This window comes from Pseudomonas sp. 14A (assembly GCF_018132745.1).
GTDB classification, from domain to species: Bacteria; Pseudomonadota; Gammaproteobacteria; order Pseudomonadales; family Pseudomonadaceae; genus Aquipseudomonas; species Aquipseudomonas mercuritolerans.
The window spans coordinates 153,043-178,219 of record NZ_JAGRQJ010000016.1 but is presented as its reverse complement, the minus strand read 5'-3'; the positions used below and the strand labels follow the sequence as shown (position 1 = coordinate 178,219).

Below are 25,177 nucleotides of genomic sequence, written 5' to 3'. Positions count from 1 at the left end.
TCTTGGCCCCGCCCTCCGGAGTCTGTCATGCGCCTCTTGATCCGCAGTCTCGCCGCCCTGCTGCTGTCTCTCAGCCTGCCGCTGTCCGCTGCGCCGATGCACAGCCAGTTCCTGCCGCCGGACGATCTGACCCTGCGTGATGCTGACCCCGAGCAGCAGCAACTGCTGCAGGTCAGCGAGTATTCGGTGGTGGTCGGTGCGCAGCGCCAGTCCAATCAGCAGCCGATTCCGGTCACCTCATCCTTGTTGATCCGCCTCAAAGGCAAATCGCTGAACAAGGGCGCGACGATCAGCCAGGTGCTGGTGAGTTTTGACGGCGAAAGCAAAAGCCTGAAAAAGCCGGCCTACGATGACAAAAGCAAAACCCTGACGCTGTTCTATCCATTGGCGCAATACCGCGTGGTGATGGATCTGCTGCGCAACGACACGGTGTATGTGCAGTTCCTCAGTTATGCCAACGGCCACATCTGGGCGGATTTGCACACCGGGGCGATTCGTCCGCGTTGAGCCGGGCGGTCGGGCAGGGGTAAACTGCCCGCCCCGTGTCATGTCTGCGAGCTGGAGTCGGCAATGCGTAAAGATAAGAAACAAGTGATTGGTGACGAGATCGGCGATGAGCAGATCAAGCTGTTCCTCGATTTTGAGCCGGTCGACGCCACTTCGCCGTCGCTGCACAAACTGATCAAGGCCTATCGCGGATTGCGCATCGATGACTTCGAGCGCTTTCTGGGCTTCTTCGTTGCGGCGGGTTATGACGTCGATGGCAAGGATGAGCAGGGCAAGACTTTCGTTGAGCTGATCGCCGATCAGCGCAACGCCCCGGAATACATTGAACTGATCGAAAAGTCCCGCGGTTAAGGGCAAAAGACAAGATCAACAGATCGCAGCCTTCGGCAGCTCCTACATGGGATTTATGTTGGCCCTGTAGGAGCTGCCGAAGGCTGCGATCTTTTGATTCTGGCGTCCATAAAAAACGCCCCGATTGGGGCGTTTTTTCATGCCGCAAGATCAAGCGAAGCTTGGTGTCTCGCTGCTTTCTTCAACCAGTTCCAGGGCGATGTTGTTCTGCGTGTTGATCTTGCGATACAGCGCAGCATCGGTTTCCAGAACCTTTTCACGGGCCGGGAAGATTTCCGCCAGTTTGCTTGCCCACTCGCCGGACGCCTTGGCCGGGAAGCATTTTTCGATCAGCTCGAGCATGATCGAAACGGTCACCGACGCACCTGGCGATGCGCCGAGCAGGGCAGCGAGGGAGCCATCCTTCGCTGCGACCAGTTCGGTACCGAACTGCAGGATGCCGCCCTTTTTCGGGTCCTTCTTGATGATCTGCACCCGTTGGCCGGCCACTTCCAGGCGCCAGTCTTCGGCTTTCGCCTGCGGGTAGAAACGCCGCAGCGATTCCAGACGCTGTTCCATCGACTGCATCACTTCGCTGACGAGGTACTTGGTCAGGTCCATGTTGTTTTTCGCCACCGCCAGCATCGGCCCGATGTTGCCGGCGCGCACCGACATCGGCAGGTCCATGAAGGAGCCGTGCTTGAGGAACTTGGTGGTGAAACCGGCGTACGGCCCGAACAGAAGGGATTTCTTGCCATCGACTACGCGGGTATCGAGGTGCGGCACCGACATCGGTGGCGAACCCACGGCCGCCTGGCTATAGACCTTGGCCTGGTGGTGCTTGACTACTTCCGGGTTATCGCAACGCAGCCACTGGCCACTGATCGGGAAGCCGCCGAAGCCTTTGCTTTCTTCGATGCCCGAAGCCTGCAGCAACGGCAGGGCCGCGCCACCGGCACCGAGGAAGACAAACTTTGCGTCGACTTCGCGGGTGTTGCCGTTGTTGACGTCCTTGATGCTGACGGTCCAGCCGGCGCCGTTACGCTTGAGGCCGGTCACGCGCTTGCAGTATTTGACCTGGGTGTCCGGGGCACTGCTCAAGTGCTTGAGCAACTGATTGGTCAGGGCGCCGAAGTTGACGTCGGTGCCGTTCATCACGCGGGTGGCGGCGAGGACTTCGTCGGGCGAGCGGCCCGGCATCATCAGCGGCATCCACTCGGCCATCTTGCCTTTGTCTTCGGTGTACTCCATGTCGGCAAACGCGTGGTGCTTGCTCAGGACATTGAAGCGCTCCTTGAGGAACGACACACCGCTTTCGCCCTGAACGAAACTCAGGTGCGGAACCGGGCTGATGAAGGATTTGCACGAGCCGAACGTGCCTTTTTTGGTCAGGTACGACCAGAACTGCTTCGACACCTCGAACTGGGTGTTGATGTGCACGGCTTTCTTGATGTCGACGCTGCCATCGGCGGCCTGCGGGGTGTAGTTCAGCTCGCACAGGCCGGCGTGACCGGTACCGGCGTTGTTCCACGGATTGGAACTCTCGGCAGCACCGGAATCCATCAGCTCAACGACTTCCAGCTTGATCGCGGGGTCGAGCTCTTTGAGCAGTACGGCCAGGGTGGCACTCATGATGCCGGCCCCTACCAGAACTACGTCGACTGCTTCGTTATGCGCCATTTAACGCGTCTCCCAAATCTGCAGCACCAAATTGTCGGCATGGCTGCCAGGCGTTCCAGGGCAGGTCAGTGGGCCCGGGCTATCCGTGGTCAGGTTGGCCATGTCCGAATCTTCGCAATTTTTCGCAACTTCGACGGATGCGTGCGGCCTGGTTTCAAGCGTTCCATGAACGCATTTTCACGCAGGGCTGGCAATTCGACTTATGGTCGAGACATCCGTTTTCGTGCAACCAAATCCGTAGCGGACAGGCTTCAGGCTCCGATGTTCGAGGTATACCCGGTCCTGTGTCGTTGGGCTGTTTCGGACGCTAATGGTGCATGTTCAGACGCAAAACTATTCATTTGCTCGCCACACTCTTGTGAAGTTGTGAAAACCCGTTTTTTTCACGCTCTTTTGAAGACGTGAACCTCAAAAAAGGGCTGCCTTGGCCTGGCACCTGCCCGCAAGGGCAAAACAACGCGGTGGCCGAGCGAATGACAGCTCTGCAGATTCGCGAAAAGCGGGTTTTTGCCGGAAGAACAGGCAAGCGCGCCAACTTCACTCGATCTGTGTGGGCGGCTCTCTGTGGGCGATTTTGATGTCGATGCATGCGCATTGACGCTGTTGCGGGGCCCGATCAGGAGACGTCCTTATAATCGGGGGGAGATTGTAGCGAAGAAATGCGCGCAGTTGCTCGTGTTTAATGACTTTTATTAGGCATCCGGTCAGATGCTCAACTGCACCTGACCCCGTGCGCGCATTTGTCGCGGTACGACCCGGGCGCTGGCGGGCAGCGGCTGGTTCAACCAGGTCAGGCGGATTTCTTCGATTTCCACCCAGCCGTCGCCCATCGGTTGCAGGCTGCACTGCTTGAAAGCCTGGCAATGACCGTTGCGGTCGAGCAGGGCGAAGCTGCGATGCAGCGGGCGAGGGGCGAACAGCGAGATCAGATAACGCATGGCAGAGTTCCTTGAAGGAGGACTGCTTTGAAGCTTGTCGGCGAGGCATGACGCCGCGGTGTATGGACGGTGAAGAATGTGTGACAGGAACCGCTTTCGGCGGGGTTTGTCAGACATTTCAGTATTCACTGCGCGGCGCTGGTTACGCGCAGTGGCCCACCGCTATACTGCCGGCCTGTTTGTGCCTGATTCTGGAGAGAAGAGCATGTTGCAACGCCTGTTGTTCGGTTTGATCACTGTCGCCGGTTTGACCCTCGCCGGCTGCGCCCACAGCCCGCAACAACTGAATCCGGAGCCGAAGCTGACCACGCAACTGCCAGCGGTCGGTCGTGGCCAGCCTGTCATCGTGCGTGTGGTCGATGGTCGTCCGTCGCCAACCCTGGGCACCCGTGGCGGTCTGTACCCGGAAACCAGCGCCATCACCGTGCAGCGCGAGCAGATCCTGCCCAAGCTGCAGGCCCAGGCCGAAGCCGCCGTGCGTCTGCTCGGCTTCACCCCGACCACTAACGCACCCAACGCGCCGCAGCTGACCGTGACCCTGGCCGAGTTGAAATATCAGTCGCCGAAAGAAGGCATGTACGTGACCGAAGCAACCATCGGCGCAACCTTCCGCTCTGACGTGCAGAACGCCAACCGCCGCTACAGCGGTCGTTACGGTGCGTCGCTGGACCAGCGCTTCGGCATGGCGCCGAATCAGGAAACCAACACCAAACTGGTCAGCGATGTATTGAGCGATGCGCTGACGCGTCTGTTCAAGGACCCGACCGTGGGTCAGGTGCTCGCTGAGTAAGTTTGCAGCGAATGTGAAAAAGCCCGGGGCCAGTGATGGTTCCGGGTTTTTTTTGGATCTGGGATTTGTGTCGTATGGGAAATCGATTCCCCTCACCCCAGCCCTCTCCCGAGGGAGAGGGAGCCGATCGCGTGTGCTTCGAAACCTGAGTTCGGCGCGGTATCTCATGTCGGCGTATCTACCGCAAACACCTCGGTCAGTCCCCTCTCCGGAGGGAGAGGGAGCCGATCGCGTGTGCGTCAAAAACCTGAGTTCGGCGCGGTATCTTAAGTCGGCGTATCTACCGCAAACACCTCGGTCAGTCCCCTCTCCCTCTGGGAGAGGGCTAGGGTGAGGGTGCTTTTGACGTTCAGGCAGCCTGGGAATAGAAATCGAGCACACTCACGCCAGTCAACAAATCGGTCTCGGGCAAGTCCGCGTGCTGATGCCCGCCCAGCGCGCAATACACCAGCCAGTGTCGATCCTGCACGTTGAAGGCAAGGCTGCCGACCAGGCTTTGCTGGTCGTCGTAAGGGGTGATGAGGTACAGGCGATCCTGGTTTTCCGCGTGCAGCATGTCGCATTCCATTCGGGTTTCGAGGCGCGCAGGGTGAAGCATCCACGTGACGATGCCATGACACAGGACAGCCATCGGTCGATTGTCAGGTTATTTGTCGCAAAGGCAGGGGCAGGGTGGGCCGGTTTGGGTAGAATCCGCGCCGCGGTCGTCGGTCTGGCGTCTGCCACACCGGTTAAGTTCGAGGTCTGTGATGTCGCTGCACTTGATGACGCTGTTTACCGCCCATCCCGCCAAGTTGATCAACCTGCTGGCCTTGCTTCTGGCCTTTCCGGGCAGTTGGCTGCTGCACGCGACCCGCCGTCGTGAGCAACGCGCCCAGGCCAGTCTCGCCGCCCAGCGCCAGGCGCAGCCGAATGCCGAGCCGATCCTCGATTGGGCGACGTTGCGCATGAACCGATTCTTCTATCGTTTTGGTTTTGCCTGCCTGGGGCTTGCTCTGATCGTCTCCTGGATCAGCACGCGCTTCTGAAAGCAAAAGATCGCAGCCTTCGGCAGCTCCTACAGGATGTACATCATTCCCATGTAGGAGCTGCCGAAGGCTGCGATCTTTTGATCTTGCTGTTGCTTTACAGCGGCAACCCAGCCTTGACCCGGTATTGATTACGCACCGGCGTCGCATATTGCAGCACCAGGTACGGCCGATGCTCAGCTGGGCAGGCATCCAATCGGCTTTGCCATTCATCCTGCGCCTTGGCCAGTTCGTCAGCCGGGAACACCTCGGCCGCTTTCGGCACATTCAATTGCGGATCGGCATCCGCCCACTGCGCGTACGCCAGGTAATGCACCGGGAACAACCGGTAACCGCCGAGAATCTGCTTGTCCATCTCGATCGCCAATTGCTTGGTGTCCTCGAACACCTCGGTGATCGGCGCGGCAAAATTCACGTGGACCCGACCCTTGTAACCGGTGATGCCCTTCGCGATGCTCACGTCATCCTCGCCCGGCGCCTTGGCGTAGGTGCCGGTGGTGGCGCGGATGTACAGTTCGCGGGCCTTGGCCTGGTCACACGGGTCGTATTCATAGCTGATCGACACCGGGGTAACGTTCAACGAACGAATCACTTCGCCGAACGGCTCGTCCTTGCGGCTCATGTGAAACATCTTGAGGATCGCCGACTCGGTGCGGTCGTCGCCGTCCTTCGCCCGACCTTCCGCCTGAGCAATCCAGATCGACGCGCAATCGTTGCGGATCGAGTGGTTGATGTACGCCGACAGCAACTGATAAGCAGCCATTTTCTCGCGACGGCCGGTGATCGAGCGGTGGACGATAAAGCTCTTGTTCAAGCGCATCAGGTCACTGACAAACGGCTTCTGCAGCAGGTTGTCGCCAATCGCGATGCGCGGTGTCGGCAGGCCGGCGTGGTACACGGCGTAGTTGACGAAGGCCGGGTCCATGACGATATCGCGGTGGTTGGCGATGAACAGGTAGGCGCTGCCGGACTTGAATTGCTCGACACCGGTATAGGTCACGCCGTCGGTGGCGCGCTCGATGGTGTGGTCGACGTAGAACTCGACTTTGTCCTGTAAGGTAGCCACGGAATTCACGTCGGCAAACTCACGACGCAGCCGATGGGCTATAAGAGGTTTGAGCATCCAGCCGAAGGCACCGGCAAAACGCGGGAAGCGGAAGTGGGTGAGGATATCTAGAAACGCCTTGTCGCCGAGCAGCCTTGCCAGTACCGCAGGTACTTCGCTGTCGTCGTAAGGTCGGATGGCATCGAATTCGCCCATCATGCTCTCTTGTTGGAAACGGCTAGGGTAAGTAAAGGGTTTGATCGAAAACCCGCGGGGCACGGTCTGAAAAGTAGCCAGACAAAAATAGCCCTGCAAATAGACCGGCGATTATACGCACAAGTCACTGGGGAGACCGCGATGCTGGAAAATGCACGCTATGAATGTCCGTATTGCGGTGAGGAAGTCGAGACGACTCTGGATTTGTCCGCTGGGGATCAAACGTATATCGAAGACTGCCAGGTGTGCTGTCGTCCGATCACCTTTGTCCTGCAGGTACATGAAGAAGAGTGGCACTTGGAAGTCTTCAGCGAAAACGAGTGAGGGCCGCGTATGCAGCGCATCTACGAACCGGCGAACCTGATGGAGGGCGAAATGCTCAAGGGCATGCTTGCCAGTGAGGGGATCGAGGCGCATCTGATCGGCCGTGATCTGGTGGGCGGTGCGGGTGAATTGCCGATCTTCGGCCTGCTCTGGCTGTCGGTGGATAACGATCAGGCCGAATACGCCCGCGAGTTGATCACCGCGTACAATGCCGCGCTGCCGCTGCCCGGCGACGAACCGGAAAGCTTTCCCGGCACGCTGGTCTGTTAGGCTGGCCTTCGTTTTATTCAGAGTCGTGTTGCCCCATGTGTGGACGTTATGCCCTGTTTCGCTGGAACCGCGACTTCGCGGCCCTGCCAGGTTTTCCCGCCGATCAACAGGCGCAGTGGAACATTTCCCCGAATGACTCGGTGCTGATGCTGCGTGCCGAAGAAGACGGCCAGCGCACCTTGGCCCGTGCGCGCTGGGGGCTGACGCCGCCGTGGCTGACCGATCTGTCGAAGACCCCGGCCCATGCCCGCGCCGAAACCGTCGCAGAACAGCCGATGTTTCGTGAGGCCTTGCGCTTGCGTCGCTGCCTGCTGCCGGCCAACGGCTTTTACGAATGGCGCGGCACCCAGCGCAAGCGGCCGTACTGGTTAACGCCGGGGGAGGGCTCGTCGTTGTTTTTCGCGGCGATCTGGGAAGCGTATCCGGTGCAGGAGCAGGTCTGGCTGAGCACGGCGGTGATCACTCAGTCGGCGGCGAGTCAGCGCCGGCCGTTGATTCTTGATGAAGCGGGGCAGGCTGCCTGGCTTGATCCTCAAACGCCGCTGCATGTGTTGCAGGGTTTGCTCGCCAGTGAGCCGGCGGCGCTGCGCGAGCGGGTGCTGGCGAATCTGGTGAATGATCCGAAGTTGAACGGGCCGGAGTGTCTCACCCCGGCGTGATGAGTGATCTGTGCCGGCATATTCGCGAGCAGGCTCGCTCCCACATGTGAATGCAATCCAACTGTGGGAGCGAGCCTGCTCGCGAAGAGGATCTAAAGATCAAACCTTGAACTGATTGATCAACCGCCGCTGCTGCTCGGCCAGTTTGGTCAACCCGGCGCTCGCCGAGCTCGATTCATCCGCACCGCCCGCCACTTCATTCGCCACCTGACCGATATTGATCACATTGCGGTTGATGTCGTCGGCCACTGCGCTTTGCTCTTCTGCCGCACTGGCGATTTGCGTGTTCATGTCATTGATCACCGACACGGCCTGGGTAATCGTCTCCAGCGCCTCGGCCGCTTTCGCCGCGTGTTGCACGCTTTCGTCGGTGCGGTTCTGGCTGTCTTCCATCACACGCACCACATCGCGGGTGCCCTGTTGCAACTGCTGGATCATGCTCTGGATTTCTTCAGTGGCCTTCTGGGTTTTCTGCGCCAGATTGCGCACTTCATCCGCAACCACGGCAAAACCGCGACCCTGCTCGCCGGCCCGCGCGGCTTCGATTGCCGCGTTCAGTGCCAGCAGATTGGTCTGTTCAGCGATGCCGCGAATGGCGGTGAGGATGGCATTGATGTTTTCGCTGTCCTTGGCCAGCGTCTGCACCACCTCGACAGCCTTGCCGATTTCCACCGCCAGCACGCCAATCGAATCCGATGTGTCGCGGACGATCTGCATGCCCTGGCTGGCGGCCTGATCGGCGTGACTTGCCGCTTGTGCGGCCTGGGTGGCATTGCGCGCCACGTCTTGGGCGGTGGCGGTCATTTCCTGCACCGCGGTCGCCACCTGATCGATCTCGGCCATTTGTTTCTGCACACCGATGTTGGTGCGGATGGCGATGTCGGCGGTGTGTTCCGAGGAATCGCTGACGCTCTGCACCGAGGTCACCACTTGCGTGATCATCGCCTGCAACTTGGCGAGGAAGGTGTTGAAGCCTTTGGCAATCGAGCCCAGTTCATCGCTGCGGTCGCTGCTCAAACGCCGGGTCAGATCGCCTTCGCCCTGAGCGATGTCATCGAGCATGGCGACCATTTGCTTGAGTGGCCGCGCGATGCCGTGGCCCACCAGCCAGATCACCAGCAGGCCAATGCCGGCGATGACCAGGCCGACCATGGCCATGCCGAAGGTGTCGGATTTGCGTTGGGCATCAAGGTCGGCCTGGAGGTTTTGCAGATCGGCCATGACCGCGTTGAGTGGCAGTTGCAGCATCAGTGTCCAGCGTGCGTCGGTCTGGCCGATGCCGAACGGCAGGTACAGCTCGATGCGGCCCTTGGCCTGATTCACCGAATAGGTGACCTCGTCGCGCTTGAGGTTGGCGAGATTGCTGGCCTGTTCGGCGTCGAGGATGTCGCTGACTTTTTCACCGAATTTGCTCGAGTCCTTGGTGTAGGCAACGATCCTCCCGTTGCCGCCGACCAGCGCCATTTCACCGGCGCCGCTGTAAAGCTTCTGGTTGGCGGCGAGCAGCATGTCCTGAATGAAATTGACCGAGAGGTCGGCACCGACGATGCCCTGGAATGCGCCGTTGACCATGATCGGTTCGATGAACGAGGCGAGCATGACGATCTTGTCACCGACCTTGTACGGTGCCGGGTCGATCACGCAGGCTTTCTTCGTCTCTTTCGAGCACAGGTAGTACTCGCTGGCGCGTATGCCGGTGGACAGGGTTTTCTGATCGTCGACATCGGCCAGTTTGTCCACGCCCAGGCTGCCGTCGGTATTGCGGAACCACCACGGCAAAAAGCGGCCGTTGGCCGGATCGATACCAACTACAGAGCTGCCGATGTAGGCCGCGTCATTGTGGTCCAGTGCGTTTTTTTCCCAGCCGATGTAGGTGCCGAGAATCTTCGGGTTCTTTTCGACGTTTTCCTTGATCAGGCTGATCAGTTGTTCGCGGCTGACGCTCAGGCGCGGCTGGCCGTCGGCGCCGGTCGCGCCGAGCAGGGCGTTCACGCGTACCAGACCGCCGGCAATCAACAGCGGCGCTTCGAGTTCGCGCTGGATCTGGCTGACCTGGGTCTGCGCGAGCGAGGTCAGGCGCTGTTCGATGACTTGCTCGAACTGCGCCTGGGTGCGCTGTTGCACCATTTCTTGAGTGCGAGCGCCGGAGAACAGCGCGTACAGCACCAGCGCCGCGACCACGCTCAGAACGATGGCGCCGGCCAGGGCGGCGACGGAAAACTGGATCGACTTGAACTTCATGGGCGCTCCGCACGCAAGAGGACAATCTGCGAGGGATTTATCGGCGGGGTGTGCAGGGCCATGAGAGACGTTGGTCGGAATCGGCCCGCGATGTCGCTGATGGATCGGTGCGCGGCGGATTCAATGCGCTTGAGGAATTTCCACGAGGTCTTGCGGCCATAGGTGAATGTACGCGCAATGCGTCCGTTGTATCTGGCGCCAATACAATTAGCCGCCTAGGATACGCCTCAGGTTTTCAGGGAGCTTTTGAATGAACAAGACATTAGTGGTAAGTGCTTTGAGCGCAGCGCTGTTGCTGGCCGGTTGTCAGTCGGTCAACACCACCAGCGGCGGCGCCGTGGGCGTGGAGCGCAAGCAGTACATGTTCAGCATGCTGTCCTCGCAAGAGGTGGACCAGATGTACGCGCAGTCGTATCAGAAGACTGTCGGCGAGGCGTCGAGCAAAGGTGTGCTGGACAAGACCAGCCCTGAAGCCAAGCGCGTGCAGACCATCGCCAACCGCTTGATCGCCCAAGCGCCAACATTCCGCCCGGACGCGGCGCAGTGGCAATGGGAAGTCAATCTGATCAAGAGCGATGAGCTCAACGCCAACTGCGGTCCCGGCGGCAAGATCATCTTCTACACCGGGCTGATCGACAGTCTGAAACTCACCGACGATGAAATCGCTGCGGTCATGGGCCATGAAATCGCCCACGCTCTGCGCGAGCACGGTCGTGAAGCGATGTCCAAGGCTTACGGTATGGAGATGGCCAAGCAGGGCGCTGGTGCCCTGTTCGGTCTGGGGCAGGACAGCCTGGCGCTGGCCGACACCGTGGCCAACTACGGCATGACCTTGCCCAACAGCCGCGCCAACGAAAACGAAGCCGACCTGATCGGCCTGGAACTGGCCGCCCGCGCCGGTTACAACCCGAACGCGGCGATCACCCTGTGGGACAAGATGAGCAAGGCTTCCGAAGGCGCGCCACCGGAATTCATGAGCACCCACCCGGCATCCAGCAGCCGCATTGCTGCGTTGCAGGCAGCGATTCCTAAAGTCATGCCGTTGTACGAAAAAGCCCCGAAGTCCTGAATAGAGCAGTTACAAGCTTCAAGCGGCAAGCTACAAGTCAAAGCAGACTCGCTGGGCTTGCAGCTTGCAGCTTGCAGCTTGCAGCTTGCAGCTTGTAGCTTGTAGCTGCTTCAAACCCAGCCGCTGCTCTGCATCGCTTTATAAACCGCAACAATCGCCAGAATCATGAACGCCGAAGCCGCGAGGCGGCGGATCAGGGTCAGTGGCAGTTTCTCTGCGGCAAAGTTACCCGCCAGTACCACCGGCACGTTGGCAATCAGCATGCCCACGGTGGTGCCGATAATCACCAGCCACAGTTCCGGATATTGCGCGGCGAGCATCACCGTGGCGATCTGCGTCTTGTCGCCGATTTCCGCCAGGAAGAACGCGATCAGCGTGGTCAGGAACGGCCCGAACTTGCGCGCCGTGCTGGCTTCGTCGTCATCCATTTTGTCCGGGACCAGGGTCCACAGCGCCGTGGCGGCGAAGCTGGCGGCGAGGATCCAGTGCAGGACGGCGTCGGAGAAGAAACTGCCGACCCAGGCACCTACCGCACCGGCTGCTGCGTGGTTGGCCAGGGTCGCGGCGACAATCCCGGCGATGATCGGCCAGGGTTTGCGAAAGCGAGCGGCGAGAATCAGCGCGAGCAGTTGCGTCTTGTCGCCGATTTCGGCCAAGGCAACGATAGCGGTGGGAACGAGTAGCGAGTCCAGCATCAGGGATTTCCTAAGGGGCGGGTCGACACGGCTATGACACGTACAGCCTTCCCGCCCCGGGTAAGGTGTGCGTGTCATAGGTCTTGTCAAACCCTGCGATCCGTCTGGTGCGGACGCTTGGGTCGCATACGCCATGATCTGAGGATCAAGTATGTTGACGTATGCCGGACGAGCTTGGCGCTCGTGGGAGACTACTCCCCTAGGACGGAGCGGATTCTGCCTAGGCAAATACGATTGGGCAAGAACAAATTTTCAGCCGCGCTTGGCCCGGTAGATCCGGAAACCATTGCCTTCAGCCTTGATCGCACACACGCCCAGGTGCTCCTCGATCAGCGGCTGATACTTGAGGAAGCTGTTCGCCACAAGGCGCAGTTCGCCACCGTTTTTCAGATGTTTCGCCGCTTTTCGCAGCAGGTTCTCCGTAGCGAAATAATCGGTGTGCACGCCGACATGGAATGGCGGATTGCTCAGAATCGCGCTCAAACCCATCGGCGCGGCGTCGATGCCGTCGCCGGTCAGCACTTCGGCTTCCAGGCCATTGGCGGCCAAGGTCAGACGGCTACTGGCGGCGGCGAACGCGTCGACATCCAGCAACGTCACCTGATTGTGCGGATAGCGACGTTTCACCGCAGCCCCGAGCACGCCGGCGCCGCAACCGAAATCAAGCAGATGGCCGCTCGGCAGTTTGTCCAGATGCTCCAGCAGCAGGGCACTGCCGCGATCCAGGCGACCGTGGCTGAACACGCCCGGCAGGCTGATGACTTTCAACGGCCCTTCGGCCAGCGGCAGTTCGTACGTCTGCGCCAGGCTTTCCAGCGGTTTCGCTTCAGGTGCATTGGCCACGGTGACTTGCCAGAGCTGGCAGTGGCGGGCGCTGTCGAGTTTGCGCGGCTTGCCGAACGGGTTGAGCTGTTTGGATGCGCCTTCGATGCCGCTGCGTTTTTCCCCGACCAGAAACACCTCACGCCCGGCCAGACGCGACGCCACGGCGTTGAGGATGTAGTCGGTGAGGTCCTTGGACTTGGGCAGGAACACCACAGCGCTGTCGAACTCACGCTCGGGCACGTTCACGCCGAACTGGCTGCGGCCTTCGAAACGTGCGTCCAGTGCGGCTTGGTCGCCAGCGTGCCAGCACCAGCCGAACGCATTCGGCAGACGCCCGAGCAAGTCGTCGGCAGGCAGGCCGGCCAACAGCAGCGAACCCTGGAATAACTCGGCCTGACGAAGCAGTACTTCACTGCGCGGATCCATAACTGCTCCTTGAAAAAAAGTGCCGCAGTTTATCAACTGACGACCCGCAGCGCCTCACCGCTGAAGAACGCCTGGGCGTTTTCGCTCAATTGCCCGACGATACGCTGGCGCGCCTCGCGACTGCCCCAAGCGTTATGCGGGGTGACGATCAGGCGCGGGATATCGGCGGCGAGCAGCGGGTTGCCCTGGGTCGGTGGCTCGACACTCAACACATCGGTCGCCGCACCGCCGAGGTGGCCGCGACGCAAAGCGTCGGCCAGCGCCTGCTCGTCGATCAAGCCGCCACGAGCGGTATTGACCACAAATGCGCCGGGCTTCATCGCGGCCAGTTCGCCGGCGCCGATGAAGTTCCGGGTGTGCTCGTTGAGCGGGCAGTGCAGGGTCAGGGCGTCGATCTGCGGCAGCAGTTCTTCCAGCGGCAGGCGATCCGGCCGAGCCGGGCGCCCGGGAATCTGCCCAAGCAGCACGCGCATGCCGAACGCCTCGGCCAGTCGCGCCACGGCACCACCGAGTTCGCCATGGCCGAGCAGGCCGAGGGTTTTGCCTTGCAGTTCGACGATCGGGTAGTCGAGCAGGCAGAACTGTTTCGCCTGTTGCCAGCGGCCTTCGCTCACAGCCTTTTGATAGTCGGCCAGGCGCGTGGCGAGGTTGAGCAACAGCATGATCGTGTGTTGCGCCACGGACGGCGTGCCGTAAGCCTGGCAATTGCACACGGTGATGCCGTGAGCGCGGGCGGCAGTGAGGTCGACGTTGTTGGTGCCGGTGGCGCTGATCAGGATCAGTTTCAGCTGCGGGTTGGCAGCCATTGCAGCGGCGTCGATCACGACTTTGTTGGTGATCGCCACACTGGCGCCGTGCAGGCGTTCGCTGACCTGTTCCGGCAGAGTCTGGGCGAACAGCTGCAAGTCGCTGAAGCATTCGCGCAACGGACCGAGGTCCAGATCGCCGAGATCCAGCGAAGGGTGATCAAGGAATACCGCGCGGCGCGTGTTCGTCATCAACTGTACCTTTTGTGCTGTGAGCGGAGGGCGTACTCTGCCGAGCCTACCAGATGAAACAATTGGTTACTCGACACCGAGATGCCTTGAACACCTGTGGGAGCGAGCCTGCTCGCGAAAGCTCTGGCCCATTCAACATCTCTGTTGGCTGACCCAGCGCTTTCGCGAGCAGGCTCGCTCCCACAGGGAAAGCATTCGGCAATGAGCCCAGTGTGAACATTCGAATCCTGAGGAGCCCCCATGTACTGGACCGAGTTCTTGACCGTTGCCCTGATCCACCTGCTCGCCGTGGCCAGCCCCGGCCCGGACTTTGCCGTGGTGGTGCGCGAGAGCGTGACCCATGGGCGCCGCGCCGGCACCTGGACCGCGCTGGGCGTGGGCACGGCGATTTTCCTGCACGTTGGCTATTCGTTGCTCGGCATCGGTCTGATCGTGTCGCAATCGATCGTGCTGTTCAACGCCCTGAAGTGGGCCGCCGCCGCGTATCTGCTTTACATCGGCTTCAAGGCCTTGCGCGCGCAACCGGCGAAAACCGTCAACGATGACTTGCACCGGGAAACCGGCGTACGCACCGCGCGGGGCGCGTTTACCTCGGGCTTCGTCACCAACGGTCTGAACCCGAAAGCCACGCTGTTTTTCCTCTCGCTGTTCACCGTGGTGATCAACCCGCACACACCGCTGGCCGTGCAGGCCGGTTACGGGGTGTACCTGGCGGTGGCGACGGCGATCTGGTTCTGCCTGGTGGCGATGCTGTTCAGCCAGCAACGGGTGCGCGCCGGCTTCGCCCGCATGGGCCACTGGTTCGACCGCACCATGGGCGCCGTGCTGATTGCTCTCGGCGTGAAAATCGCGTTCACCGAGATGCACTGACCGGCCGGCATTTTTCCCTCGTAGGAGCTGACGAGTGCAACGAGGCTGCGATCTTTTGATCTTGTTTCAGGATCAAGATCAAAAGATCGCAGCCTTCGGCAGCTCCTACAGGTGCCATATCCATTTTCTCGATGTCTGGGATGCTGGCGCAAAGCTAGCATTTGTACGGCTCTGCAAATCATTCCTTTGGCTGATTTGACTGTCATGCAGGCGCACTAGAGTACGAATCTCTCCGCCAACACCGTGCAGTCAGAAAAGGGATTCTTATGTTGCAGACTCGGGTCATTCCGCCGGCCGATGGGGCCTACCAGTATCCATTGCTGATCAAACGGCTGCTGATGTCCGGCGCCCGTTACGAGAAAACCCGCGAAATCATCTACCGCGACCAGTTGCGCTACAGCTATCCGACCCTGATCGAGCGGGTTGCGCGGCTGGCCAACGTGCTGACGGCTGCTGGCGTCAAGGCTGGTGACACCGTGGCGGTGATGGACTGGGACAGCCACCGTTACCTGGAATGCATGTTCGCCATTCCGATGATCGGCGCGGTGATTCACACCATCAACGTTCGTCTGTCGCCCGAGCAGATCCTCTACACCATGAACCACGCCGAGGACCGCTTCGTCCTGGTCAACAGTGAGTTCGTCGGGCTGTATCAGGCCATCGCGCCGCAGCTGACCACGGTGGAGAAAACCCTGCTGCTGACCGATCTTCCGGAGAAAACCGCAGAGCTGCCCAACCTCGTCGGCGAATATGAGCAACTGCTGGCCGCTGCGAGTGCGCAGTATGATTTTCAGGATTTCGACGAAAATTCTGTGGCCACCACGTTCTACACCACCGGTACCACGGGCAATCCGAAAGGCGTGTATTTCACCCATCGGCAACTGGTGCTGCACACCATCGGCGTGGCGACGATCATGGGATCGATCGACAGCGTACGGCTGCTCGGCACCAACGATGTGTACATGCCGATCACGCCGATGTTCCACGTTCACGCCTGGGGTTTGCCTTATGTGGCGACCATGCTCGGGCTCAAGCAGGTTTATCCGGGGCGCTACGACCCGGAGTATCTGGTGGAGTTGTGGCGCAAGGAGAGGGTCACCTTTTCCCACTGCGTGCCGACCATCCTGCAGATGCTGCTCAACGCCAAAGCCGCGCAAGGTGCGGATTTTGGCGGCTGGAAAATCGTCATCGGCGGCAGCGCGCTCAACCGCAGCCTGTATGAAAACGCCAAGGCCCGTGGCATTCAGCTGACGGCCGCGTACGGCATGTCGGAAACCGGGCCGCTGGTGTCCTGTGCGCACCTCAACGACGAACTGATGGCCGGCGGCGAAGACGAGCGCACCACTTACCGGATCAAGGCCGGCGTGCCGGGACCGTTGGTCGAAGCGGCGATTGTCGACGGCGAGGGCAATTTCCTTCCGGCTGACGGCGAAACCCAGGGCGAACTGGTGCTGCGCGCGCCGTGGCTGACCGAAGGCTATTTCAACGAACCGCAGAAGGGCGCCGAGCTCTGGGCCGGTGGCTGGTTGCACACCGGTGACGTCGCCACGCTCGACAGCATGGGCGTGATCGATATTCGTGATCGCATCAAGGACGTGATCAAGACCGGCGGCGAGTGGATCTCCTCCCTCGACCTCGAAGACCTCATCAGCCGGCATGCGGCGGTACGCGAAGTAGCAGTGGTGGGCATTGCCGATCCGCAGTGGGGCGAGCGTCCGTTTGCCTTGCTGGTGGTCCGCGAAGGGCAGGTGATCGGCGCACGGGAACTGAAGGAACACCTCAAACCGTTCGTCGAGCTGGGGCACCTGAGCAAGTGGGCGATCCCCAGTCAGATCGCCCTTGTTACCGAAATTCCCAAGACCAGTGTCGGCAAGCTCGACAAGAAGCGCATCCGCCTCGACATCACCGAATGGCAGGCCAACAACAGCACCTTCCTCTCGACACTTTAAGTGCCTGCTGGCGCGCCGAAACCGGCGCGCCAGACCCACCAAGCAAGCGCTTGGCTTGTGAAATCGAAAAAATCAGCCATCCTTGCCGTGCCGACTTGTGTCGGACTGGCGAAAGGACTGTTCCAGAGTGGTTGGCGGCTGCAAATCACACTTTAGAGGGATCAAGCACTACCACCCGCTGGATATAGTCCGCTCAAGGACTTTTTAGAAACGGAGCACACGCACTGATCGGGGCGAGCAACTCTGGAGCGATTTCGGGCAGCCCTGGCGCCCGGTCCTCCACAGCGTTTTTAAAAGTACTCACTGCCATAACAATAATGCACATGGAGTAGCGTCGATGACCTCAGTAAACCAGTTCTGGCGCCGGGCGAAACTGCCTCTGGCGGTCAGTCTTGCCTCCTCGCTCGCCGGGCCTGCATTCGGCGTCAGTTTCAACGTCGGTGAAATCGAAGGCCAGTTCGACTCGTCCCTGTCGATCGGTGCCAGTTGGTCTACTCAGAGCCCGAACAAGAACCTCATCGGCGTCAACAACGGCGGCCGTGGCCTGTCGCAGACTTCCGATGACGGTCACGCCAACTTCAAGAGCGGCGAAACCTTCTCGAAGATCTTCAAGGGCATCCATGACCTTGAATTGAAATACGGCGACACCGGCGTGTTCGTCCGTGGCAAGTACTGGTACGACTTCGAACTGAAGGACGAGAGCCGCGAATTCAAGGACATCAGCGACAGCAACCGCAAAGAGGGCGCCAAGTCCTCCGGCGGGCAGATCCTCGACGCCTTCGTCTACCACAACTACGCGATCGCCGATCAGCCGGGTTCCGTGCGTCTGGGCAAGCAGGTAGTGAGCTGGGGTGAAAGTACCTTCATCGGCGGCGGCATCAACTCGATCAACCCGATCGACGTCTCCGCGTTCCGTCGTCCGGGCGCCGAGATCAAGGAAGGCCTGATTCCGGTCAACATGTTCTACGTGTCGCAGAGCCTCACCGATAACCTCTCGGCCGAAGCGTTCTACCAACTGGAATGGGATCAGACCGTCGTCGACAACTGCGGCACCTTCTTCTCCCAGCCAGACATCGTTGCCGACGGTTGCGACAACAATTTGCGCGTACTGAACAAGCGTTCGCAGATTCCGGCGATCGCTTTGGGGCCGTTGGCCGCCAACGGTGTGAACGTCGACGAAGAAGGCGTGCTGGTGCGCCGTGGGCCGGACCGTGACGCGCGCGATAGCGGTCAGTGGGGTGCGTCCCTCAAATACATGTTCGAGCCACTCGACACCGAGTTCGGCGCCTACTTCATGAACTACCACAGCCGTGCGCCGATCTTCAGCGCCACCGGCGCGCCGCAATCGGTCTACAACACCGCTGCCGGGTTGCCGGGGCCGTTTGCCGCACTCGCACCGCTGCTGGTTGCGGGCAACTCCAATTACTTCATCGAATACCCGGAAGACATTCGTCTCTACGGTCTGAGCTTCTCCACCACCCTGCCTACCGGTACGGCGTGGAGCGGTGAGATCAGCTACCGTCCGAACGCGCCGGTACAACTGAACTCCACCGACATCCTGTTTGCCGGCGTACGTCCTCTGGGCGGCGCGCTGACCAACGCTTCGCTGCTCACTGGCGTGCCGGGTCAGGATCTGCATGGCTATGAGCGCAAGGAAATCACCCAGATCCAGACGACGTTCACGCACTTCTTCGATCAGGTCATGGGCGCCAGTCGTCTGACCCTCGTGGGTGAAGTCGGCGCGACCTACGTCGGTGGCCTGGAAAGCCGCTCCGACAAGCGTTATGGCCGTGACCCGGTCTACGGTCCGGGTGAGTTGCCGGCCACTGGTACAGTCGATACCTGCGCCAACATCCTCAACAACAGCACCATCAACGGCGCCGGTCCCGGTTCGCCGCAGAACAACCGCAGCCGCAATTGCGAAAACGACGGTTTCACCACGTCGATGTCGTGGGGCTACCGTGGTCGGGCGATCTGGGAATACAACGACGTGTTTGCCGGTGTGAACCTCAAGCCGAACGTGGCCTGGTCCCACGACGTCAGCGGTTACTCGCCAGGCCCTGGCGGCAACTTCGAGGAAGGTCGCAAAGCGGTCAGCCTGGGTGTCGATGCCGAATACCAGAACACCTACACCGCGAGCCTGGCCTACACCAATTTCTTCGACGGCAAGTACACCACCGTGGACGACCGCGACTTCGTGGCGCTCAGCTTCGGCGTGAACTTCTAAGCACTGCATTTCAGGACGAACGAATTTATGAAAATAACAAAGAGTCTGTTCCACGCCGGTGTTCTGGGCCTGTCGCTGCTGGCGACCAGTGTCATGGCGGCGGTGCCTGCTGCCGAAGCGGATAAACTGGGCAAGAGCCTGACGCCGATGGGCGCGGAAATGGCTGGCAATGCCGACGGCTCGATCCCGGCCTGGAAACCACTGCCAAAAAACGCCGGCAGTGTCGACAGCAAAGGCTTCCTGTCCAACCCTTACGCCAGTGAGCAGCCGCTGTTCACCATCACTGCCAAGGATGTCGACAAGTACAAGGACAAGCTTGCCCCGGGCCAGTACGCGATGTTCAAGCGCTACCCGGAAACCTTCAAGATGCCGGTCTATCCGTCCCATCGCGGCGCCACCGTGCCGGATGACGTGTTCGCTGCGATCAAGAAGAACGCCACCAGCACCAACCTGGTGTCCGGCGGCAACGGTCTGGAAAACTTCGATACCGCCGTGCCGTTCCCGATTCCTAAAACCGGCGTGGAAGTGATCTGGAACCACATCACCCGCTATCGCGGCGGCAGCGTGACCCGTCTGGTGACCCAGGCCACGCCGCAACCGAACGGCTCGTACAGCCTGGTGTACTTCCAGGATCAGTTCGTGTTCCGCGACAAGATGAAGGACTACGATCCGGCGAACCCGGGCAACATCCTGTTCTACTTCAAGCAGAAAGTGACCGCGCCGGCGCGTCTGGCCGGTGGCGTACTGCTGGTGCACGAGACGCTCGATCAGGTCAAGGAGCCGCGTTCGGCGTGGGTCTACAACGCCGGTCAGCGTCGTGTGCGCCGTGCACCGCAAGTGTCGTATGACGGCCCGGGTACTGCCGCCGACGGCCTGCGTACTTCCGACAACCTCGACATGTACAACGGTGCGCCGGATCGTTACGACTGGAAGCTCGAAGGCAAGAAAGAGATGTACATCGCCTCCGACAGCTACAAACTCGACGATCCGAAACTGAAGTACGCCGACATCATCAAGGCCGGTCACATCAACCAGGACCTGGCTCGCTACGAGCTGCGCCGCGTCTGGCACGTGGTCGCGACCCTGAAGGAAGGCCAGCGCCACATCTACGCCAAGCGTGACTTCTATATCGACGAGGACACTTGGCAGGCAGCGGTCATCGACCATTACGACGGTCGCGGCCAACTGTGGCGTGTAGCCGAGGCGCATGCCGAGAACTACTACGACAAGCAAGTGCCGTGGTACGCCCTCGAAACCCTCTACGACTTGCAGTCCGGCCGCTATCTGGCGCTGGGCATGAAGAACGAAGAGAAACAGGCGTATGACTTCGGCTTCACCGCCACCACCAGCGATTTCACCCCGGCCGCTCTGCGTCAGGATGGTGTTCGCTAAACCTGCGTAAACCCGAGGCCGCATCCTCGTGAAAACGCCCCGACCGGTTCGGGGCGTTTTTTTGCGTGCGGTTTACGCCGCACCGCTCATGTAGGAGCTGCCGAAGGCTGCGATCTTTTGATCCTGTTTTTGATTCTGGAAAAAGCAAAGTCAAGAGATCGCAGCCTTCGGCAGCTCCTACACGGATTCATCGTGGTCGCGATTGGTCGGTGATGCCGGATTTTGGCGGCGCTGTGTAGCCTTTTTGTAGCCATTTGTAGCAGCAACCTTCATAACCGGTTCGATTAAGGCTAGGCTGCGGACATCTGCAACGCCGCCAATCGCCTTCGAACAAGAGCCGGCCATGACTGATCTGTCCCCACTTCCGGGTCCCGCAAGCATCACCGTCGCAGCACTGGACGGGCGTTTTTTTCGCCCGCCGCTGCCTGACGGCTATGTCCTGCGGCCGCGCCTTTGCCAGCGTCTGCAGGCCGGGCTCGGTGGTCGGTTACTGTTGGTCAGCGCCCCGGCCGGGTTCGGCAAGAGCTCGCTGGCGGTGGAGTTCTGTCAGAGTCTGCCGGCGCATTGGCAAAGTCTCTGGCTGGGCTTGAGTCCGCGTGACAGCGATCCCGGACGTTTTCTCGAGCGCTTGCTCGAAGGTCTGCAAGACTATTTTCCTGCGTTGGGCGCTGGTGCCCTCGGCCTGTTGAAAATGCGTCAGCGCCATCAACCATTCGCGTTCGAAGAGTGGCTCGACGGTCTGCTCGATGAGCTGGCGCTGCACCTCGATCCAGCCGCACCGTTGCTGCTGGTACTCGATGACTACCACCTCGCCCAGGGGCCGGTGCTGGACCGGTGCCTGCAATTCTTCCTCAATCATCTGCCCGATGGCTTGCTGGTGATGGTCACCAGTCGTCAGCGCCCGGACTGGCATCTGGCGCGTCTGCGCCTGTCGCGGCAGTTGCTTGAGCTGCACGAACAGGACTTGCGCCTGACCCACGACGAAGCCCTGACTTTGCTCGACCGCCACAGCAGCTCACTGCGCGGCGAAGCACTGGAAAGCCTGATCCAGCGCAGCGAAGGCTGGGTCGCCGGTCTGCGCTTCTGGCTGCTGGCGGTGGCCGAGGCGGGCAACGATGCCGCGCTTCCGCAAGCGCTGAATGGCGGTGAAGGGCTGATACGCGATTATCTGCTCGAAGAAGTCATCGATTGCTTGCCAACCGAAGTGCAATCCTTCCTCTACGAAACCGCACCGCAGGAACGCTTTTGCAGCGAGCTGTGCGACGCGGTCCGCGAAGCCCATGACAGCGCCGAGATCCTGCGCTTTCTGCTCGCCCATCAGGTGTTTCTGGTGCCGCTGGACGAGCACGGTCACTGGTATCGCTATCACCATTTGTTTTCTGACTTGTTGCGCAGCCGGCCAATCGCCCAGGCGATGGTGCCCAACGCTACACTGCATTTGCGCGCCTGCCGCTGGTTCAACGCACAGGGCTTGCTCGACGAAGCGGTGGAGCAGGCGTTGCGTGCCGGGCATCTCGATGTCGCGGCGAACCTGGTACAGAACCTGTCCGAAGAACAGCTGCTCGCCGAGCAGAACGTCGGCATGCTGCTGCGATGGAAAATGGACTTGCCCGACAGCCTGCTGATCAGTACGCCACGGCTGATCGTGCTGTACAGCTGGGCGCTGGGGCTGGCCTGTCAGCTCGACGCCGCTGAAGAGCTGGCCAGCCATTTGAGCCGTTTCCTGCCGGCGCCTTCGGCCACCGCGCAAAAATCCATGCTGGCGCAATGGCTGGCGCTTAGCGGGATCATCGCTCGCGGGCGCGGCCATCGCGAACTGACCCTGCGTTATTGCAGCGAAGCGCTGGAGAGCCTGCCGGCCAAGCGTTACGGCCAGCGCCTGATGTGTCTGTCGACCCTATCCAATCTGGCGATCGCCGACGGTGATCTGTGGCGCGCCCGTGGCCTGAACCGCGAATCGCTTGAGCTGGCGCAACGGGTCGGCAATCCATTATTCGAAGCACTGGCGCATTACGACAGGGCGCGGGTTCTGCAATCGCGGGGCGAGATCCTGCGCGCGCTGGATGAAGTGCATCAGGGCCTGGAGCGCTTGCGCGGTCTGTCGCCGCAACGCCTGTACGCCGTGCGCGCGCGGCTGACGTTGTACGAAGGTTTCCTGCTGGCGATGCGTTTGCAGCCGCAGGCCGCACGCGTACGCCTGCTGGCCGGCATTGGCGAGGCGCGGGCCTGTCGCGACATCAGCGTGCTGATCGGCCACTGCGTGATTGCCCGCCTCGACGGCGCCAGCGGCGAGTTCGCCAAGGCCTTCGCCGAACTCGCCGAAGCCGAACGCCTGATGCACATCTGGGACGTGCCGCCGATCTACTACCTGGCGATGATCACCTTGGTCAAATGCGAACTGTGGCTGGCCCAGGGTCGCATCGATCTCGCCGAGGCGTGGCTTGCGCGCCTGGGCCAGACCTACACCGGCGAACACGCCGCTGCACCGCCGGAGTTTCATCCGCAGCTGCCGCTGCATGTGGAGCTGCAACAGGCGCTGCTCGATGTAATTCAGGGCCAACCGATGCTGGCCGAAGGTCGGCTGGACGTATTGCATGAAAACGGCCAGCGGACCGGACGCCAGTTGCTCAGTGTGATGGCGTTGACGCAGAAGGTGACGCTGTTGCTGTCGAATGGGCGCGAACCGGAAGCCCGCAAAACGTTGAGCCAAGCTCTGGAAGCCGCTGCCGGCGGCGTCTTCCAGCCCTTCGATGCGCTACTGAAAAGCCATGCCGACTGGATGCGCGGGCAATTGCAGGCACTCTCCTGCAACGCGGTCAGCCAGCAATTGCTCACGCATTTCCCAACAGCCGCGCCACGCCCGGCCGTGGAAAGCTCCGCTACCGAACAACTCAGCAGCCGTGAGCTGGCCGTGCTGCGCCTGATCGCTCAAGGCTGTTCCAATCAGGAGATCAGCGAGCAGTTGTTCATTTCCCTGCACACCGTGAAAACCCACGCGAGCCATATCAACAGCAAGCTTGGGGTTGAGCGGCGTACGCAGGCCGTGGCGCGGGCGAAGGCATTGGGGTTATTGCTCTAGCGACGGTAAAATTCGCCATCGGCCGTTGCCAACGGCGTTGACCCTGTCCAGGATTTTTCCATGACCACGCCCAGCCCTGCGCTTATCCGCGAAACCTTCCCCGTCGGCCCGCTCCAGTGCAACTGCACCATCATCGGCGACCCAATCACCAAAAAAGCCATCGTCGTCGACCCGGGCGGCAACCCGGACCTGATCATGGCGCGCCTCGATGCCCATGGCCTGAAAGTCGTCAGCATCATCCACACCCACGCCCACGCCCATCTCGATCACTTCCTGGCTTCCGGCCAAATGAAGGTGAAGACCGGCGCCACTTTGCATCTGCACAAGGAAGACCAGTTCCTCTGGGACAATCTGGAGATGCAATGCCAGATGTTCGGCGTGCCTTACACCCCGGTGCCATCGCCGGATCGCTGGTTGAGCGATGACGAAGAGCTGGCCTGCGGTTGCGGCGTGGCTTTGCACACGCCGGGTCATACCCCCGGTTCCATGAGCTTTTGGTTTTCCGAGGCTAAGCTGTTGATAGCCGGCGACACGCTGTTTCGTCGCGGGGTTGGGCGCACGGATTTGTGGGGCGGCGATCAGGCGACCATCGTGCGTTCGATCAAGCAGCGGCTGTATACGCTGGACGAGGACGCGACGGTTGTCACCGGGCACGGTCCGGACACGCGTCTGGGTGATGAGATGCGCGAGAACCCGTTTGTACGTGCCTGAATTTTTTGTCACGGGCAGCGGGCGGAATTTTTAGGCATTGTCATGATCCAACGCCCGCGCAGGTCCATTGATTGATCAGTGGCCGCTGCACCACAGAATGCAAAAAACCAGGAGCTCTCCATGTTCACCACGCGTCGTTTGATTATTGTCGCTACTGCCGTGGCCGTGCTGTCCGGCTGCGCCTCGCCTAATCCGTATGACAATCAGGGTCAGGCCGACGGTGGCTCGCAAGGCATGAGCAAAACCGCCAAATACGGTGGCCTCGGTGCGCTGGCCGGTGCACTTGCCGGTGCCGCCATCGGCCACGACAACCGTGGCAAGGGCGCCTTGATCGGCGCTGCTGTCGTCGGTGCTTCCGCAGCAGGCTACGGCTACTACGCCGACCAGCAGGAAAAGAAACTGCGCGCGAGCATGGCCAACACTGGCGTTGAAGTGCAGCGTCAGGGCGATCAGATCAAGCTGATCATGCCGGGCAACATCACCTTCGCCACCGATTCGGCGAACATCGCTTCCAGCTTCTATCAACCGCTGAACAACCTGGCCAACTCGCTGAAAGAGTTCAACCAGAACCAGATCGAAATCGTCGGCTACACCGACAGCACCGGCAGCCGCCAGCACAACATGGACCTGTCCCAGCGTCGTGCGCAGAGCGTGGCGACTTACCTGACCTCGCAAGGCGTCAGCGGTGCCAACCTGTCGGCCCGTGGCGCCGGCCCGGATAACCCGATTGCCAGTAACGGTGATGTCAACGGCCGCGCGCAGAACCGCCGGGTCGAAGTCAACCTGAAGGCTATTCCAGGCCAGGAGTACGGTGGTCAGCAGCAACAGCCGGGTACGGTGCAGCAGTATCCATAAGCGATTGCCTGGATGAAGAAATGCCCGGTCTTGTGATCGGGCATTTTTTTGTG

General features: G+C 60.7%; 23 protein-coding genes and 1 riboswitch. Of the genes, 15 read left to right on the top strand and 8 right to left on the bottom strand.

Features of this window, described 5'->3' with window-relative positions; genetic code table 11:
* Window positions 1-27: 27 nt before the first annotated feature.
* Both PS14A_RS20710 and PS14A_RS20705 read left to right on the top strand, forming a co-directional pair.
* A complete protein-coding gene (locus tag PS14A_RS20710) occupies window positions 28-507 on the top strand; it encodes a hypothetical protein (protein ID WP_212617113.1) in 480 nt (159 codons plus the stop codon).
* Between the two features lie 63 nt (window positions 508-570).
* Window positions 571-858: a PA4642 family protein gene (locus tag PS14A_RS20705; RefSeq protein ID WP_095123008.1), complete on the top strand. Its 288-nt coding sequence runs from the start codon at window positions 571-573 to the stop codon at window positions 856-858.
* A gap of 150 nt (window positions 859-1,008) precedes the next feature.
* On the opposite strand, the gene mqo is transcribed toward PS14A_RS20705, so the two are convergent.
* Both mqo and PS14A_RS20695 read right to left on the bottom strand, forming a co-directional pair.
* Entirely contained in the window at window positions 1,009-2,517 is a 1,509-nt protein-coding gene (gene mqo / locus PS14A_RS20700) for a malate dehydrogenase (quinone) (protein WP_024014277.1), read from the bottom strand.
* A gap of 704 nt (window positions 2,518-3,221) precedes the next feature.
* The gene (locus PS14A_RS20695) at window positions 3,222-3,455 is read right to left on the bottom strand and encodes a hypothetical protein (RefSeq protein ID WP_039761314.1); all 234 of its coding nucleotides are present in this window, start codon (window positions 3,453-3,455) and stop codon (window positions 3,222-3,224) included.
* A 205-nt stretch (window positions 3,456-3,660) separates the two neighbouring features.
* On the opposite strand from PS14A_RS20695, the gene PS14A_RS20690 reads away from it, so the two are divergent.
* Window positions 3,661-4,245 (top strand): YajG family lipoprotein, encoded by a 585-nt coding sequence (locus tag PS14A_RS20690; protein ID WP_024014276.1) that lies wholly within the window; start codon window positions 3,661-3,663, stop codon window positions 4,243-4,245.
* 349 nt (window positions 4,246-4,594) lie between these two features.
* Here PS14A_RS20690 and PS14A_RS20685 read toward each other — a convergent pair whose 3' ends face one another.
* Window positions 4,595-4,801, bottom strand: a complete 207-nt coding sequence (locus PS14A_RS20685; protein ID WP_016770662.1) for a hypothetical protein — start codon at window positions 4,799-4,801, stop codon at window positions 4,595-4,597.
* Window positions 4,802-4,994: 193 nt separating this feature from the next.
* Between PS14A_RS20685 and PS14A_RS20680 the strand changes: the two genes are divergently transcribed.
* On the top strand, window positions 4,995-5,273 hold the full coding sequence (locus PS14A_RS20680; protein WP_039761318.1) for a hypothetical protein: 279 nt from the start codon (window positions 4,995-4,997) through the stop codon (window positions 5,271-5,273).
* 97 nt (window positions 5,274-5,370) lie between these two features.
* On the opposite strand, the gene PS14A_RS20675 is transcribed toward PS14A_RS20680, so the two are convergent.
* Entirely contained in the window at window positions 5,371-6,534 is a 1,164-nt protein-coding gene (locus tag PS14A_RS20675; protein WP_174823868.1) for a 1-acyl-sn-glycerol-3-phosphate acyltransferase, read from the bottom strand.
* Window positions 6,535-6,675: 141 nt separating this feature from the next.
* Here PS14A_RS20675 and PS14A_RS20670 point away from each other — a divergent pair, with 141 nt between their 5' ends.
* Genes PS14A_RS20670 through PS14A_RS20660 form a run of 3 tightly spaced genes read left to right on the top strand, consistent with a single transcriptional unit; the run spans window position 6,676 to window position 7,787 of the window.
* On the top strand, window positions 6,676-6,858 hold the full coding sequence (locus tag PS14A_RS20670; RefSeq protein ID WP_130912867.1) for a CPXCG motif-containing cysteine-rich protein: 183 nt from the start codon (window positions 6,676-6,678) through the stop codon (window positions 6,856-6,858).
* 9 nt (window positions 6,859-6,867) lie between these two features.
* Window positions 6,868-7,128, top strand: a complete 261-nt coding sequence (locus tag PS14A_RS20665) for a DUF2007 domain-containing protein (RefSeq protein WP_024014272.1) — start codon at window positions 6,868-6,870, stop codon at window positions 7,126-7,128.
* A gap of 35 nt (window positions 7,129-7,163) precedes the next feature.
* Complete coding sequence (locus tag PS14A_RS20660) at window positions 7,164-7,787, top strand: SOS response-associated peptidase (RefSeq protein ID WP_212617112.1); 624 nt, start codon at window positions 7,164-7,166, stop codon at window positions 7,785-7,787.
* 99 nt (window positions 7,788-7,886) lie between these two features.
* Here PS14A_RS20660 and PS14A_RS20655 read toward each other — a convergent pair whose 3' ends face one another.
* Window positions 7,887-10,028, bottom strand: a complete 2,142-nt coding sequence (locus PS14A_RS20655; RefSeq protein ID WP_212617111.1) for a methyl-accepting chemotaxis protein — start codon at window positions 10,026-10,028, stop codon at window positions 7,887-7,889.
* Between the two features lie 250 nt (window positions 10,029-10,278).
* Between PS14A_RS20655 and PS14A_RS20650 the strand changes: the two genes are divergently transcribed.
* Entirely contained in the window at window positions 10,279-11,097 is an 819-nt protein-coding gene (locus tag PS14A_RS20650; protein WP_016773242.1) for a M48 family metallopeptidase, read from the top strand.
* Window positions 11,098-11,207: 110 nt separating this feature from the next.
* Here the strand turns inward: PS14A_RS20650 and PS14A_RS20645 are convergent, their stop codons facing one another.
* The 3 genes from PS14A_RS20645 to PS14A_RS20635 all read right to left on the bottom strand — a co-directional run bounded on the left by PS14A_RS20645 (window position 11,208) and on the right by PS14A_RS20635 (window position 14,041).
* On the bottom strand, window positions 11,208-11,792 hold the full coding sequence (locus PS14A_RS20645) for a TMEM165/GDT1 family protein (protein WP_041479980.1): 585 nt from the start codon (window positions 11,790-11,792) through the stop codon (window positions 11,208-11,210).
* 89 nt (window positions 11,793-11,881) lie between these two features.
* Window positions 11,882-12,004: riboswitch (yybP-ykoY riboswitch) on the bottom strand.
* Window positions 12,005-12,044: 40 nt separating this feature from the next.
* Window positions 12,045-13,043 (bottom strand): class I SAM-dependent methyltransferase, encoded by a 999-nt coding sequence (locus PS14A_RS20640; protein ID WP_016773244.1) that lies wholly within the window; start codon window positions 13,041-13,043, stop codon window positions 12,045-12,047.
* Between the two features lie 32 nt (window positions 13,044-13,075).
* Window positions 13,076-14,041 (bottom strand): 2-hydroxyacid dehydrogenase, encoded by a 966-nt coding sequence (locus PS14A_RS20635; protein ID WP_212617110.1) that lies wholly within the window; start codon window positions 14,039-14,041, stop codon window positions 13,076-13,078.
* Between the two features lie 240 nt (window positions 14,042-14,281).
* Here PS14A_RS20635 and PS14A_RS20630 point away from each other — a divergent pair, with 240 nt between their 5' ends.
* From PS14A_RS20630 to PS14A_RS20600, 7 genes are all read left to right on the top strand, one after another.
* On the top strand, window positions 14,282-14,911 hold the full coding sequence (locus tag PS14A_RS20630) for a LysE family transporter (protein ID WP_039761334.1): 630 nt from the start codon (window positions 14,282-14,284) through the stop codon (window positions 14,909-14,911).
* A 266-nt stretch (window positions 14,912-15,177) separates the two neighbouring features.
* On the top strand, window positions 15,178-16,860 hold the full coding sequence (locus PS14A_RS20625; protein ID WP_212617109.1) for a fatty acid--CoA ligase: 1,683 nt from the start codon (window positions 15,178-15,180) through the stop codon (window positions 16,858-16,860).
* Between the two features lie 337 nt (window positions 16,861-17,197).
* Window positions 17,198-19,087, top strand: coding sequence for a DUF1302 domain-containing protein (locus PS14A_RS20620; RefSeq protein WP_212617108.1), 1,890 nt, complete (start codon window positions 17,198-17,200; stop codon window positions 19,085-19,087).
* 27 nt (window positions 19,088-19,114) lie between these two features.
* Window positions 19,115-20,479 carry a DUF1329 domain-containing protein gene (locus PS14A_RS20615; protein ID WP_212617107.1) on the top strand — a complete coding sequence of 455 codons (1,365 nt, stop codon included), beginning with the start codon at window positions 19,115-19,117 and terminating at the stop codon, window positions 20,477-20,479.
* Between the two features lie 343 nt (window positions 20,480-20,822).
* Window positions 20,823-23,558, top strand: coding sequence for a LuxR C-terminal-related transcriptional regulator (locus tag PS14A_RS20610; RefSeq protein WP_212617106.1), 2,736 nt, complete (start codon window positions 20,823-20,825; stop codon window positions 23,556-23,558).
* A gap of 60 nt (window positions 23,559-23,618) precedes the next feature.
* Entirely contained in the window at window positions 23,619-24,269 is a 651-nt protein-coding gene (locus PS14A_RS20605; RefSeq protein ID WP_212617105.1) for an MBL fold metallo-hydrolase, read from the top strand.
* A 120-nt stretch (window positions 24,270-24,389) separates the two neighbouring features.
* Complete coding sequence (locus tag PS14A_RS20600; protein WP_130911278.1) at window positions 24,390-25,124, top strand: OmpA family protein; 735 nt, start codon at window positions 24,390-24,392, stop codon at window positions 25,122-25,124.
* Window positions 25,125-25,177 lie beyond the last annotated feature (53 nt).